Here is a 14,518-nt window from a genome sequence, read left to right on the forward strand (position 1 = left end):
TTCATGTGACTTGGGTGGGGCTTTACGCCCTGCCCGAGATCACATTTTAGCGGCTGCCCCAATTCTTGATAAATTCTCCCTAATCACTGGTAAAAGTTCGTAATCCTCCAATTTAATATAAACTGGACTCCCGTAAAATACATCAAGTAACAACACAAAATCAGCAGGCTCCCTCCCCGCTTCAAATACAAACCCATGTACTGCAATATATTTCCGATGTTGTATCAGAATCTCTGAACACGAATATAGCTCAATACCAACAACACTTTTTTTCATATTCAGATCCACCTAGCTTCTTCGGGCAGAGAAAGTGTCGTCTTTGTTCGTCCAGCATCCGTGATCACACAGAACACAACACCACGTTCACTCAAGTACACGGACATTAAATATGATCCTACTAACAAACCATTCTCATTAGCTAGAAACTCTTCCTCTGATACCATTCCCCAGTCTCCTTGAGCATGGCGATTCAATGCAATCAATTGATCGGTTTCGCTAATCTGCTCCAAGACCCCGTCATTAACTACAATATCACCTAATTGAAATCTAGCTATATGACTTCTCTCCCCTACAAAATTTGTCCCTATTGAAACATGGACAAATTTTGCCGGACAAGTAAATGAATGTACTAGGAGACAGAATCTATAGGAACATTCGTTTGTAATGAGAATTACATAAATTCTGTAAGCAAGAGTGCAGAATCATCTAAATCGTTGGGATATGATACTTATGGGTCGAATGCCACACACGTTTTTCAACTGGATCTTGATTGGCATTAGCAACACACTGTAAACCTTCAAGATCAATAACGTAAACTTCACGATGATCCATGTGAATTAATTTCTCAGCCTTAAAATCATTAAGAGCCTTGGAAGCAGTTTCTCTACCTACACCGATCATACTACCGAAGTGTTGTTGCGTAATTTTCCAATTGATCAGATATCCATTTGATGTTTTTTTACCAAAGTTGGATACCAAATCGAGCAGTAAGTTTGCTGCACGCACTCGCACATCCAAGAAGGCAAGATATTCGATTTTACGATCCGCCTGAATTAAGCGTTCACTAAGTATGTATATTACTTTACGCATGAGATCCGGATAGATCCGGACAATTTCATCCATTTGTTCACGTCTGATTTCCCACACACTGACTTCATCAAACGCGGCGACAGAAGCTGTTCTAAGATTATCGTGATGAAATAACTCAAGTTCACCAATAACTTCTCCAGGAAACTGATGCCCGAGCACAATCTCTTGGTGATCTTCTTGACGAAATATTTTCAGAATACCCGTTTGGATAACGTACATCGTGTGACCTGGATCATTTTGAAAGTAAAGTACTTGGTTCTTAGGATATTTTCTGAGAAGAAACTTGGACTCTATCCAAGTTCGCTCCTCTTCTTTAATTATATCTTTGAAAAAAGGACTATCCACTACAGATTGGTACATCGTCATACTCCTTTACTATGGGAGATCAGAATTTTTGGTCCCCCCAGCGAAACACGGATTGAAGCAATTGAAGTGCAAGTTGTTTGTCTTGTGGGGGTCTATCTTCAAGCAAAAGAAGAAGTCTTTGAAGGTCATCTGTCGGAGGAACTGGATCAAGGTGACGGAACAATTGTTCAAGTGTAATGTTCAGCCCATTGGCTATTCTCTCCAGACTTTCTACTGTTACATTTTTCTCGCCACGCTCAACTTGTCCAATGTAATTGGTATGTAGTCCTGAACGTTCTCCTAAAAGTTCCTGACTCATCCCTTGTTGCTTTCTAATATTTCGAATACGATCTCCGAGTTTTATTACTAAATTTTCCACACAAACCACCTCAAACTAAGCGTAACTGAGGCGGCACACCATATTAACATACTATAAATGTTATAATTATTTATAATAACATTTATAGTTTTTAATTTAAAGTTTTTTCACAAGTTTATCCTATTCAAACTAATTCTAATTACGGAGGTAACAATCAATGGGAAAAATGGGGAAATTAAAATTTGGAGCAGCAGGTTTTTTAGTGGGTACTTTATTTTTCAGTGGAATAGCTTGGGGAGCAACAAACAAGATTGAAGTCAGCTTTGATCCGGTTAGATTTATTGTGGACAAAGTCGACAAAACTCCTTCTGGTGGTAAATTTAACAATAACGGCTCGCCTGTTCCCTCCTCCCTCATCTACAGTGGAACAACATATGTGCCTATTAAGCTCATTGGAGATATGATAGGGAAGTCTGTTGCCTGGGATGGTAAAACAAAATCTGTTTTGTTTGGGGACTCGGTAGCAGAAGGAGATTACCTTTCTAACAAGCCTCCAATTAAGCTAGCTGAAGATATGGTGATTAATGGTAAGATGAAAATTGACGGGCAGGAATATGATAAAGGTTTACAGCTTCCAAAAAGAGGTTTTATCATTAACGGTTTTGGTGATCATCATAAATCCCTTACTCAAAGCTACACCCTAAATGGACAATATTCAGATTTATCCTTTATGTACGGGGTTGACGATAGTGTTAAAGAAGGATCAGGAAAATTAACTATTATAGGGGATGGGAAGGTTCTTTGGACTAGTATAGTTAGCAAAGGTGTGCCAACCCAGAGTGCGAGTGTTAATATTTCTGGTGTTCTGGATCTTAGCCTGGAATTCGGAGTCGTTAATGAAGGATATGCTATGATTAATATTGTGAATCCTGTGTTATCTCGTAAATAATCAAAAAATTATGTAGTTAGTGCGCACTTCTATGAAATTAGCAAATTGAACTGTAATCTTACACCTATCCTAAAGCACCTGCATTTAAAATTTGTATCAGTAATTATTGCTTCATAGGTAAACATTATCTAACAACAATATTTTGCAACATCACATCAGTCTTTCATGCTAAAAAGTTTTAATTTGTTAACATTGACAAAAATCTTTCAATCATATTTTAATGAAAAAAAAATGATCAGGAGGATTAAAATGAAATGCAAGAAGCTATTGGGTATAATGGGGACGGTACTGCTCTCTGTACAATTGGTAACTACAGCCTTCGCCACAGATCCAACTGAAAAATTCAAAGACGTCAAATCCACTCACTGGGCGTACGGTACAATTCAATGGGCCATCAACAACGGTGTAATCAAAGGTTACCCAGATGGTACGTTCAAACCGAGCAAACAAGTATCTGAAGCTGAATTCTTGATGATGTTTATCTCGGCTTACGAAGAGGTAAAACCAATTTCTGGTCAAACACACTGGGCTGACCCAGTGTACCAAATCGCAACTGCGAAAAATTGGCCAGTGAATGGCGCTGCTAAAACTGCAATTGGTAGAGCTACACGTGACCAAGCAGTTACTCGTGGTGATGTAGCCAACATCATCGCCGGTGCCAACGGTATTAACTACATCGGAAAAGATGCTATTCAGTACTTGCTCAATGAAAACTTGGCAGGTGGTAAAACTGGAAGTACAGTAGAAGGTTACAAGGGGAATGACAAACTCACTCGTGCCGAAGCTGTAGCTTTCATCAAACGTGCAATGGATAACGGTTTGACTAAACTGGAAGATCGTCCACGTTTCCCAACTGACAAGCCTGTAACACCACCAGCTACAAATGTACCTGCCGATGTTAAAACAGTGTACGATGCTGTGGTAAAAACAATCAGTGCTAGTGCCTACAAAGGATATGAAGTAAAAAGCAACGCTAAAGAAGTCAGTGTAAACAACTCTGACGGGTATGCTTCTGTGAGTTACATGCTGCCACAAAGTGGAAAAGGAAGTAACCAAGTTATTACTTTTGATGCAAGTAGCAGCGCTTCACAAAAACTGGCTACTGACATCTTGAAGGCTGCTGGTGTACCAGTGACAAGTAGCTTCACAAGCAAACTGTCTTCGGCTGTGGAATCTCGTGAAACTTCCACCACAACATATGGTGGTTACAAAGTCTCTATCGAGCCGCACCCTACAGCGTACGACACTGTTGTAATCAGATTCTCCAAATAGTGATTAATAAGAGCCTACACACTGTGTGGGCTCTTTTCATGTTTTGGAAACGCGTCTCTACATGTATGCTGGAAGGATTATTTGTGATATAGGTACAGAAGGTAATTAACAAAAACACATGTACTGTATCCCCACTTTTCTCGAGATTCATTTCAGGATCATAGAGAGTTTTACATAGTAGGATCCCCTTATGCATACAATTACGTAACCATGCCAAGGATCATTGTGTGAACGAAGTAAATAAATTGACACAAAAATATTGTCCGATTTTTAATTGAAATAAAAGGACTGATTCAGTTGTCAATAAAACAAAGTTTTCTAGATGCCTGCCAAAACAACGATTCATTAAAGTGTGCTATGCTCATTAGTATCTATAGAAACGAAATTCTCCAAGAACCACCATTCATCTTTGAATGCGTGGCTCTTGGAGATGTACAGACACTTCTATTGATGTTAAACAACGGTCTGAATCCAAATCTTAGCGATAGCGAAGGAAATTGTCTAGTCCATCTCTGTAACCAGCTTGATAAAAGTGATGAGGTAGCTGTACTTGTTGACTATGGTGCAATTGGATATATACATATATTATAAAATAGTTCATTAAATTACAAAAAAAAGATCATAAATACTTTCTTAAAAGTCCGACTTATCAACTTAACTTTACTTTTCTATAAAAACTCTCCTTACGAATTCGTTGCATTTCAATCATTTTATCAGAAACGCGCCATGCATTATTTTCGTTTAGGGATGCTATACAAATATTAAGGTTATCTTCTCTCATTGCAACATCTCTATTAAAATTCACATACAACGGCCTACCTTTTTGGAAATTGTCATCTTCTAGTTTTACTGCCCCATCTTCGCAGCTTTGTTGAACTTCACATACTATAACTTTCTTAATTGCAATCCCCACTATTACAAACAATCTCTCGGGCTTTAAATTATAATCGCCGTATGGCGTATCCATAAGCCATATTTGACCAATCTTTGGTGACGGTTTCAAATCAGCCGTCAAGTCAATGCCAAATTTAGAAATATCAATCCAAATAGATCTTAAAACCTGTGCGTAACGTACCGGGTGCATTTTTTTCAGATGTAGATATAGATTCAACAATGAAGGAAACTCTCTAAGCTCGTCATTTATAGGATGAGCAGTTCCAAATCCTAACGCAATCTTTATTTCATTTTTAAAAAGGATATTTTCCGAGACAACCTCCAAAACTTTCCTTCTTTCATTTTTCAAAGGTGGAGTTTCATAATCCGACTTTTCTGTAAAATAAAAATTTTGCCACATGCAATCTCCCTCTATTCATTTAGTAAAATTAAACTGCTTTAGACCATAATTCATACTTTTATTTATCCCTTAAATTGAAGGTTCTTCATCCAAAGTCGTCGCTACTTGATCTAGAATATCTAAAACATCGTCTTTAGGCATGAGACTAAATGATTCTTTAAATACATGTTCCACAATTAAACTCCATTCTCTAGAGATTGAGTTCCATTGATCATTCCAATTTTCAGTAATGAACTTATAAGCAGTGTATGGTTTTTCGCTTGCTGGTGCCGTGTACCCCAGTACATCTTCTATACAATTGGTCAGCATCATTCTGGCTTCATCATCGCCTACAGCAATCCGAATAGGTTCATTGTATTGTTCGGCTCTTGCAACTCCTCCATCCTGATCATGTATAACAATTGGACTCAGACCCATGGCTCTCAAATATTTCACTAGTGAAATTATAACTGCCTTCCCTCTAGCTTTAACTATTTGCCAGTTACATTCAATGTCCTTTCTTACCACGTCAGGCATTCTTTTTATCGTTTCTCTTAAAACAATATCTTCCGTATCTCCCTCTATGATTAAAATATTTTTAGAAAAGAACACTCTAGAAATATGATCGTCTATTTTCAAAATCATTTTAACATAAGTTTTGTCTACTTCATGAAGATTAATGAACTCCTTACTAGTGTTAAACGAGTTACAATTCACTTTTTCTACTTCAAACTCCGTTCCACTTAATTCTATATTGACCTTTTTAAGAGATAAACAATTCAAAATTTGTAAAGGTTTTTTACTTAAATCAATCATATATGGGGAGTGAGTGGTACAGACAATTTGATTGCTTGAAGAGTTCCCTAATTCGTAAATTGTATCTCTCATTTGTTGTGCTGCATTAGGGTGTAAATAGATCTCCGGTTCTTCAAATCCAATCAAAAGAGGTCTTATCTGTCCAACTTCTTTTCTATTTTCTCTAATATTTCTGTATCTCAGTAAAGCAAAAACTGCAGAACGTATTATGCCTGTGCCCTGAAGCCCAACTGATGTAGTTATGTTACTAAACATTGATATTTTAAACTGCGGTTTGATAACCTTATCAGCATCAGTTAAACTAGTAACAGCTTTTAGTCCAGTATTTGGAAAAACACCACTTACAGTTTTATTTAACTCTACCATCATTTTTCCAAATTCACTTTCTTGATCATCTGGGTTTAACTCAGCAGCTAACAAATCCAAGTATTGTTGAGCCTGCTTGTAGTTATCTGAAGATTCTCTGACATCGTTAAATAATTGCGTTAAAGTAGAAATAAGCGTTCCAGAGGTGCCCGATAACTCATCTGCTTTATCCTGAGCAGGTATTAAAAGAAATTTTGGTAACTTCGTAAGAACATTAGCAGGAATTCCTCCCGGATTCTTAAACCATTCTTCGTCTGATTCATTATAATCGTACAGATCCTCCAACTCTTTGATTAGAGATTGTTCTTTAGCTGTTAATTTTTTTGCTGGAGCAATAGTTGGGAGTAAACTTTCTAATAAAGAACTTTCCAATCCAGCATTGATATATTCTTGGATTGAAATACATCCTTCGAATTCCGGTTTCAAGCTTTTTAATTGTTCTCGCATTTCCACAATATAATCAGTATTTGGTTTAAACGTCTTTCTATAAACAATTCTCAATTTAGTTTCGCCATTCTCATCTACATAGTTCAATACTCGTCCTTTAAACCCCACCCAGCTCTTAGCTTCTTGCGGAATATCTCGAAACTCCCCTGTAAGAACAATTTCATCAGATATTTGAAAATTAGAGCCAGTCTCAACATCGCGATACGAAAAAAAGTCTTCTTCAGGCAACTTTCTTATATCGTTCAAAAGAATATTTAACGCAGCTAATACAGAACTCTTCCCAATATTGTTCTCCCCAATTAAAAAAGTAGCATCAGAAAAGTTCACTTCAGAATCAAGGTGTCTTCTAAAACCTTTTATTTTTAAACTATGTATTTTCAATTCATCCACTCCCACTTCACCAATTAGTATAAAATACCTAAATTATGTATTCGACAAATACCTATATCTTCCTTCTATGAGATTATTTAATTTAAAAATCAAGGTCTTTTGCCTTATTTTTCTAAGCTGGATAAGGATGGAGAGATTATCGTATACTGCGGCTCAGGTGTCTCCGCCTGTCCGAACGTAATTGCGTTGGAAGAAGCGGGATTCTCGAATGTGAAGCTGTATTCCGGGAGCTGGAGCGACTGGATTAGTTATGAGGGGAATGCGGTGGCGGCGGGGGAAGAATAAAGGTTTAAATAAAATATTCAGGAATGATCCGGAGTACATCACCCATGTAGCAGTGTACTCCTTTTTTTTCATTAGGCTGAGCAGGATCAAAACCAACAGTAAGTCAATGTTCGTAGACTGAAAACAATTTATTTAGTCCCAGAAGTCCTTTGACTAACTAGTCATGCTAAAGCTATATTATGTATTCGACGTCTATCCCTCTCCCAAAGTCCCCTTAAATACCATATATCCCTGCAAAAGACGGCTTAAAATCCGAAAATTCAGCATAGTGGTTGAAATGATGTAATCACTTGTGCATATAGTCTTAGCGGAATAGAATTGTAAGCAACAATTGAGAGGCAAGAAGTAAAGTCAACAACAACAAATCAACAAAATATATAAAAACGTGGTACTATATTCCTGTATGTGTAGTGTTTCGGTGACTTCATTTAGTCTAAATGAAATCATGACAGCCAATATTTTAGATTAGTTCGTAATGGTCACGAATCGATTCAATTCGATCTTTCTTGTGACGAAATTAGAGATGTGTCTCAGTTCTATAGGTTGTTTGGAATCTTCTTCACATAGATGGACAGCATTCAGAGATTAAACATTTTCATGAACAACTTAATCTTGCTGTTCATGCCAAATTGAAAACAAAATTTTTACATAGCTTGTTGCAACCGAGTCAGTGCCTGACAATGATTACGGTACCCCTAGGCATAATTGTTGAATGGAATAAAAAAACCGAGACGAGTATTCAATTAAAGATGAAAGAAAGGAATATATAAGTCGTCAAACTATTAATCATGTAATTGAAATTGTACACTTTAACAAAGTGGAAAGAGCACCCTCTAAGGAAGTTATAACTTTTGAGTTAAACGGATGAATAAGTTTTTTTGCATAATATACAGATTTCATGATGATTGGAGAAGAAAATGAAAAATATAAAGTCTACAATATTCTGGAAAAAATCACTGAATTACATTACATTTGTTCTAATATTCGCTTTAATAGAATTTGTTATATATCATAATTTCACTAAAATTGGGATTGAAAAATATTGGTTAGTAATACCAGTGGTATTTTATCTCTTTTATATGTTGATTAATAATTTTTTGGGAAAATCAAATTTAAATTCTCGATTTTTAGGTGCTATATGTTCAGGAGCATTAATTGTATTATATTTCTATATCAATATTGATAAAATCAATCTTTGGGTTACCAATAATGCAGAACTGCTATCTTTTCTTATTGTAATGATTTATTTTATTAATTTAATTGTAGTTAATAAAAAAATGATAGTCACTGAAGAAGATAATGTGACTAATGATAATAATAGCTTATTTAATTTGTTTTATATTAATACATCGAAAGTCCATGAGATAGTAATGCTAATTGATAACAAGATTATGAAAACAGTAGAAAAAGAACAGATCTCAGAAGAATTACTCAAATATAACTCATCACTTAGCTTAAATGTCCCTGATACTCTGACGACTGGGATTGGTTATGCAAAGGAAGATAATTCTAAAAAGAAAGTGTATGAGAGTTTTGATGTGAAAAATACGAAGTCCATAATGCTTAGAAAAATATATGAAACTATACAGACTAATAACCAACAAAGTGGAAATAAGCTGAAAACTGGCGATTTAGTTGTTTTTAAGAACATAGAACTTAGACCAAGGAATATTGATGATACGGTATTCTTATTAAATACTTTAAGAGATAGTAATATCAAGAATTCATCAAATGATAATTTAGAGATAAATTTCAACAAAATGATGGATAAAATGCTCGATGACTTTACTATAGACTATATATTTTCATACAAAACTGATGATGTAGAGGAAGAATTTATCATTCAACTGCCGTTCAAAAATAACGATAACTTTGAAAATGGATATCAACATAATGACTTGCAATTAGGAAAACTAAGCTTAATGGGTATATACCGTGGAGAAATTGACTACTCTCAGCGAGAAAGCACATCATCAAAGTTTTTAGATCTAATGTCAAAATCATATCAAAATGAGTTGGAAGAGGGGTCCGACGTAATCATGAAATCTAGTAATGCCTCTAGAGAAAAGGTAGCGGTAGCATTTGACTTTAGTCATAATAAATTGAGCGAAAAATTAAATTTAATTGATGTAATAGGAATTATACAAGAATTAAACATAGATAGGAAAAATTGAAATGGAAGCATTATTATATATTTATGATAGAAATAAAATATCGGATATGAGAGATTCCCTTTCTGATAGGAGGTTTATTAGCCTTAGTTATTTAATTCATATTTGCGACAATATAGATCACTTGGAGAATCTCGATTTTGCTTCTAGGAGTAATCTTGTTATAGATATTAGTAATGTTATTAAAGAGGAAACTCTGAACAGCTTTTATATTGAGAGGTATTTACTTACAATACTAGACGAATTTGAAAATGCCATATTTTGCATTAGATCTGAATATTTTAATTCATTAGTTGATATATATCCATACCTTTTTGATAATGATAAAATAAGTTTTGAATTCCGAGAAGCAGAACAAAACCAAAATGAAATAATTAATAAAAATTTAAAAATTATACCGCCTTTAAAGTTGTTCGTATACAGAATGAAAAGTACGTTTAGAGAATTATCTCATGATAATAAAATAGTATCTTTATTCAACCTGGTTGATGAATTTAATGGAGGATCATTAAAATATAATCCTCAGATCATAAGAGATACAACTGAGGACACTAATGTTGATTTTGTTGATATATCGTCAATAATCCCTCTTTTTAATGTCAGAAGGGATTTAATTTCTTATTTTGAAGTATTACTCTATCATATTGCAACAAACGAGAAAATAAGATTTTTAATTACTGATGAATTTTCTGAGGAGGCTCTACAGTATTTTCCTTTGGTTTTTAACAAGTTAGAATACATCGAAAGTGAAACCGATAACACTAGTACTATCAGTGATAATGATAAAGTAGTTAATATAGAAGAGATTAATTCGATATCTAGACAAATAAACAAACAATTACAGGGGCATAAACCATTCAAAGATGATTTCAGTCATAATTTATTAAAATTCACTTTTTTGAGCACATTATCTAAAAGAAAAATACTATCAATTTTTCTTTGTGGCGATTCTGGAATAGGAAAAACGGAGTTCGCTAAGGTTGCATCTACCATAATGTTTCCGAGTGAGCAGCTGATAAAAATAAATTTTGGTAATTATTCTACAGAAGGTGTTTTGAATAGTTTAATAGGCCCCCCTCTTGGTTATGTAGGAAGTGAAGAAGGTGGCGAATTAATAAATAAAATTAAAACATCAAAATCAAGGATAATTTTGATAGATGAATTTGAAAAGGCTACTCCAAGTGTATTCAATTTTTTTTATGAATTGCTTGAGGATGGGAAGTTTACTGATCGACATGGGGTAGAACATGATCTATCTGGATATATTATTGTATTCACTTCAAATATGTCCCAAATAACATATCGAGATATGATACCAGACCCATTAAAGTCAAGGTTTGATATGGTATATAATTTCACTGATTTAGCAGAAGAAGATAAGAAAATTTATATTATAAGTACAGCGAGTAATTTAATTGATAAGCTAAAAGAAGAATTTGGCATATTAGTGGATATTAATTCGATTCAGTCATCTTTAAATGAGCTTGCTAGATATAAAAATCTTAGAGATATTAAACGTAAGATAGAAGACATAGTATTTGTCACTTTCTTTGATCTTTATAACGGCATTTAGATATTTGAGAGACTTCAGGGTCAGGTTCTATTGTTAACACCAGCAGCGTGGGTAGTCTGAAGGGAAATCCGGGCTTGGGAGCTTACGGGGCATCTAAACGGGCGGTAAACAGTCTAACTCAAACAGCAGCGGTCGAATACGGGCCAGCGGGTATCCGTATCAATGCAATTGCACCAGGGACTACAATGACCGATATGATTCAGCAGTGGGTTTCTATTAACCCCGATATCATTGAACAGATTCGCGTGAAGACACCTCTCAGACGTCCGGCCGAACCTATTGAGATTGCTAATGCAGCCGCTTGGTTGCTTAGTGATTATTCATCTTTTGTTACTGGAGTCGTTTTGCCTGTGGACGGTGGATTTAGTGTATAAGATTCGGTGGTCTAGGTCGAAATGTCTGAATTGATGTAGACACATCTTCGATCACAATCGCAAGCGGGTTATGGGAAGAATAAAAATTTTATTGATATTCTGAGAAAAGTCTTTCTGGACTAGACTGAGAGTTAACAAACTCCCAGTCAGTCCTTCTTTGAGTCACGATAACAGAAAAAAATCGCGATTGACATCCGTCCACCACGATTGAATAATGAAATCGATTATTGCTTTTTACTTAACGATACGTTTGCTGTTAACGTCTTGTCGATCGTTGTCCAATTTACATAAGCACCTAGTATTTCATTAATAACAGACACTGGAACTACGGTTTCGCCATTTAAAAGCTTTGGCACTTTACTATTGAACACTAGTTTATCGTTAATTGAATACACATCTGAACCAATTTGAGCACTTATATCTTTCGTGCCTAATTTAATTTTCGTTGTACGCGTCTTATTATCCCACACTATTGTACCGCCCAAAAGCTCCGAAATGGTTCGAATCGGTACGTAGAACTCATCGTTTTGAACAATCGGTTTGATTGTTGTACCCCCTACATTCATTGCAACATCAACATATTCAAGGAAATCGGCCTTTCGAATGAGTCCATGAACCCCTTTGGTTCGGTCTACGACCTGGGATACTTCATAATCCGTTGCCGCCGATAGGTACGCATAAGCTACACTTCTATCCATATCAAGCTTATCGGATAAAAATTGAATCGATTCACGTACTGATTCTTTCATTGCTTCATCCAAATCAGGATCAAGTCCAATCGGAATCCAGTAATCCTCAGTTTCAGCAAAGGGTTGCGTGAATTCTCCACGATGCGGGAGGGATGGATCACCTTTCTTTAACACGGTTAACCGAACTGTCCCCCTCAAGGAAGCTTCCAATGCAGTTAACGCTACTTCTCCATCTCCTTGAGCAAAGTGTGGATCTCCAGTATAGAATAACCCGCCTTTAACTTGAATCGGATAATAAATAGTTGAACCGACACCTAACTCATTAATATCCATATTCCCTCCTGTTTCAATAGGCGGGATCGAACTCACAACTTCACTGGTATTTGGCGCAACCCCCATAACACCTAGAAACGGGTTAATCGGGAAACGCACATTCTTGCCAGCTTTTGTTGGTAATACGCCATACCAATTGCCGTTGATTTCTTCAATAGGCGTAAATATAGATACATTATTATATAGTTCCGGTTTTGTTGCGCTAGCTCCCTCTTGTGGCCCTGTATTTTCTGGAAATTCGCCAGGAAGGGCACCTTTACCATGACGATTAGAAATGACACCATAGGGAACTCGAGTTTGCAACGAGAGGACTTCTACTTTAAGAACATCTCCTGGCATCGCTCCCTCAACGGCTACTGGCCCAGTGATGATATGAGGTCCGTCTTTTACATAATCATGCTTAATTGGAGAAGCCGCAATTGCCTTGGCATCATCCAACACGCCATCGGGGGAGATACCATATTTGCCGAAGTACTCCACTGGATTTCTCCCTTGATCCTCGATCAGTCCCTCATGAGATACTGTATCAAATGTTACAGCACTTCCTGATGGTACAGTAAGAATCGGAGAGCTATCTCGATTAGGCAGTGATCCCCAGCGAATGTTCTCAATCGCAGACGTTACATAATAATCACCTTCTACCTTATCGATGGTTGTCGGCTGCAGCGGCATACTAAAACCCACTGAAGGTAGAACAAATGTAAACATACCTACAATCCCTACTGAAATCCCAAGCTTCCTAATGGTTCGGTTAATAAACATTACGCTCCCCCTTTATAATATGTAATATTTCCTAACACATATACAGGGTAACATATAAAAATAATTACAACAATATTTTATTGTCAATAAATATAACATATTAAAGCTATATTTCAGGATAAATATTGTAAATCCCGATATAATGTCAATATTTTTACCATAAACAATACATACGAAGCTGAAATATGAATGAGCTCGAACGACTTTATCAGTTATGAAGGGAATCCGATGGCAACAGGGGAAGTAAGCCAACCGTTATCCAGAATCACGGAACTATTTGGAGCGTTGAGCCTTGTAGGCTTGCTAAAAAATATATCGCTTTGGGTACCTCAATATTGCCTCAGATGTTGAGTAAGCATATATGGAATCATCTAATCAATAAGCCCTACTGCTCATTGTGTCAGCGACAATTGATGTTCCATAATCCGCTCTGCCATTTCCTCGGCTTGCAGCGGCTAAGGCCAAAATTAAAGGTGTAATTCCGGAAGATTCCACCTTCACCGTTGCCGATTTTAACTTTTTGAAGAACCCGGCCATTATCGGCAATAGTGCCAATCGTGGTGGAAGAGCAGCCTATGAATTGTTAGGACTGACGCCAGCAACCAAGGTGAAGTCCGATATTCTGGACCAAGGTAAAGAAAACTTGGAAGCTAGTGCAGAGGTATTCGGAGAGTATGTAGGTGATTACTTGCTGATGATGGTTACAGAAGGCACAAAGGATCATTCCCTGTTACCTAACGTATGGGACAACCTGCCTGCAGTGCAGAACAACCATATCTTCAAACTGGATATCCATAAATATTTCACCGCTGATCCCTACACCTCCATTCTGCAAGCCGAAGAGATCGCAGACCGACTCGCAAGTGGACAGACAGAACTGAATTAGAGCGAGAGGATTGTACTCTGGATTCGCCGCCAGTTGGATCAAAGTATGGAGCGAGCGCTAACGAATCTGAGGCATCCTCTCATGGGTTTGAAGCACCTGCGAAAATCTAAGGATAACCGATCGATGCCACTGCCGGACATATTTGGGGACGTCGAACTATTCTTTTGGAAAGACGATGC

Annotated in this window: 12 protein-coding genes and 2 pseudogenes; 7 read left to right on the forward strand and 7 right to left on the reverse strand. The window is 36.5% G+C overall.

Going from position 1 to position 14,518, the window contains the following annotated elements:
- Nucleotides 1–39 precede the first annotated feature (39 nt).
- The 4 genes from AC1VYS_RS20720 to AC1VYS_RS20735 form a co-directional block, all read right to left on the reverse strand.
- The gene (locus AC1VYS_RS20720) at nucleotides 40–276 is read right to left on the reverse strand and encodes a hypothetical protein (RefSeq protein WP_482911260.1); all 237 of its coding nucleotides are present in this window, start codon (nucleotides 274–276) and stop codon (nucleotides 40–42) included.
- 2 nt (nucleotides 277–278) lie between these two features.
- Complete coding sequence (locus tag AC1VYS_RS20725; RefSeq protein ID WP_482911261.1) at nucleotides 279–509, reverse strand: hypothetical protein; 231 nt, start codon at nucleotides 507–509, stop codon at nucleotides 279–281.
- 196 nt (nucleotides 510–705) lie between these two features.
- Nucleotides 706–1,449, reverse strand: a complete 744-nt coding sequence (locus tag AC1VYS_RS20730; protein WP_482911262.1) for a Crp/Fnr family transcriptional regulator — start codon at nucleotides 1,447–1,449, stop codon at nucleotides 706–708.
- A 25-nt stretch (nucleotides 1,450–1,474) separates the two neighbouring features.
- Complete coding sequence (locus AC1VYS_RS20735) at nucleotides 1,475–1,813, reverse strand: helix-turn-helix domain-containing protein (RefSeq protein WP_184182064.1); 339 nt, start codon at nucleotides 1,811–1,813, stop codon at nucleotides 1,475–1,477.
- A 157-nt stretch (nucleotides 1,814–1,970) separates the two neighbouring features.
- Here AC1VYS_RS20735 and AC1VYS_RS20740 point away from each other — a divergent pair, with 157 nt between their 5' ends.
- Nucleotides 1,971–2,702, forward strand: coding sequence for an NPCBM/NEW2 domain-containing protein (locus AC1VYS_RS20740; RefSeq protein WP_482911263.1), 732 nt, complete (start codon nucleotides 1,971–1,973; stop codon nucleotides 2,700–2,702).
- Between the two features lie 249 nt (nucleotides 2,703–2,951).
- Complete coding sequence (locus AC1VYS_RS20745; RefSeq protein ID WP_482911264.1) at nucleotides 2,952–3,974, forward strand: S-layer homology domain-containing protein; 1,023 nt, start codon at nucleotides 2,952–2,954, stop codon at nucleotides 3,972–3,974.
- Between the two features lie 649 nt (nucleotides 3,975–4,623).
- On the opposite strand, the gene AC1VYS_RS20750 is transcribed toward AC1VYS_RS20745, so the two are convergent.
- Together AC1VYS_RS20750 and AC1VYS_RS20755 are read right to left on the reverse strand one after the other, a co-directional pair.
- Nucleotides 4,624–5,268 (reverse strand): hypothetical protein, encoded by a 645-nt coding sequence (locus AC1VYS_RS20750; RefSeq protein ID WP_482911265.1) that lies wholly within the window; start codon nucleotides 5,266–5,268, stop codon nucleotides 4,624–4,626.
- A gap of 69 nt (nucleotides 5,269–5,337) precedes the next feature.
- On the reverse strand, nucleotides 5,338–7,266 hold the full coding sequence (locus AC1VYS_RS20755) for an AAA family ATPase (protein ID WP_482911266.1): 1,929 nt from the start codon (nucleotides 7,264–7,266) through the stop codon (nucleotides 5,338–5,340).
- An 81-nt stretch (nucleotides 7,267–7,347) separates the two neighbouring features.
- Between AC1VYS_RS20755 and AC1VYS_RS20760 the strand changes: the two are divergent.
- From AC1VYS_RS20760 to AC1VYS_RS20775, 4 genes and pseudogenes are all read left to right on the forward strand, one after another.
- Nucleotides 7,348–7,551 (forward strand): annotated as a pseudogene (locus AC1VYS_RS20760) (sulfurtransferase); the annotation flags it as partial.
- 917 nt (nucleotides 7,552–8,468) lie between these two features.
- On the forward strand, nucleotides 8,469–9,725 hold the full coding sequence (locus AC1VYS_RS20765) for a hypothetical protein (protein ID WP_482911267.1): 1,257 nt from the start codon (nucleotides 8,469–8,471) through the stop codon (nucleotides 9,723–9,725).
- Between the two features lies 1 nt (nucleotide 9,726).
- The gene (locus AC1VYS_RS20770; RefSeq protein WP_482911268.1) at nucleotides 9,727–11,295 is read left to right on the forward strand and encodes an AAA family ATPase; all 1,569 of its coding nucleotides are present in this window, start codon (nucleotides 9,727–9,729) and stop codon (nucleotides 11,293–11,295) included.
- 26 nt (nucleotides 11,296–11,321) lie between these two features.
- Nucleotides 11,322–11,669: pseudogene (locus tag AC1VYS_RS20775) on the forward strand (SDR family NAD(P)-dependent oxidoreductase); the annotation flags it as partial.
- 224 nt (nucleotides 11,670–11,893) lie between these two features.
- Here the strand turns inward: AC1VYS_RS20775 and AC1VYS_RS20780 are convergent.
- Nucleotides 11,894–13,453, reverse strand: a complete 1,560-nt coding sequence (locus AC1VYS_RS20780; RefSeq protein WP_482911269.1) for an acetamidase/formamidase family protein — start codon at nucleotides 13,451–13,453, stop codon at nucleotides 11,894–11,896.
- 520 nt (nucleotides 13,454–13,973) lie between these two features.
- On the opposite strand from AC1VYS_RS20780, the gene AC1VYS_RS20785 reads away from it, so the two are divergent.
- Nucleotides 13,974–14,339 (forward strand): TroA family protein, encoded by a 366-nt coding sequence (locus tag AC1VYS_RS20785; RefSeq protein WP_482911270.1) that lies wholly within the window; start codon nucleotides 13,974–13,976, stop codon nucleotides 14,337–14,339.
- The last annotated feature ends 179 nt before the right edge of the window (nucleotides 14,340–14,518 follow it).

The sequence above is a fragment of the Paenibacillus sp. G34 genome, assembly GCF_056856875.1.

Coding starts and splice junctions, on each gene's coding strand:
- AC1VYS_RS20720 (WP_482911260.1), bottom strand. CDS start 276: ATGAAAAAAAGTGTTGTTGGTATTGAGCTATATTCGTGTTCAGAGATT.
- AC1VYS_RS20730 (WP_482911262.1), bottom strand. CDS start 1,449: ATGTACCAATCTGTAGTGGATAGTCCTTTTTTCAAAGATATAATTAAA.
- AC1VYS_RS20750 (WP_482911265.1), bottom strand. CDS start 5,268: ATGTGGCAAAATTTTTATTTTACAGAAAAGTCGGATTATGAAACTCCA.
- AC1VYS_RS20745 (WP_482911264.1), top strand. CDS start 2,952: ATGAAATGCAAGAAGCTATTGGGTATAATGGGGACGGTACTGCTCTCT.
- AC1VYS_RS20770 (WP_482911268.1), top strand. CDS start 9,727: ATGGAAGCATTATTATATATTTATGATAGAAATAAAATATCGGATATG.
- AC1VYS_RS20740 (WP_482911263.1), top strand. CDS start 1,971: ATGGGAAAAATGGGGAAATTAAAATTTGGAGCAGCAGGTTTTTTAGTG.
- AC1VYS_RS20765 (WP_482911267.1), top strand. CDS start 8,469: ATGAAAAATATAAAGTCTACAATATTCTGGAAAAAATCACTGAATTAC.
- AC1VYS_RS20780 (WP_482911269.1), bottom strand. CDS start 13,453: ATGTTTATTAACCGAACCATTAGGAAGCTTGGGATTTCAGTAGGGATT.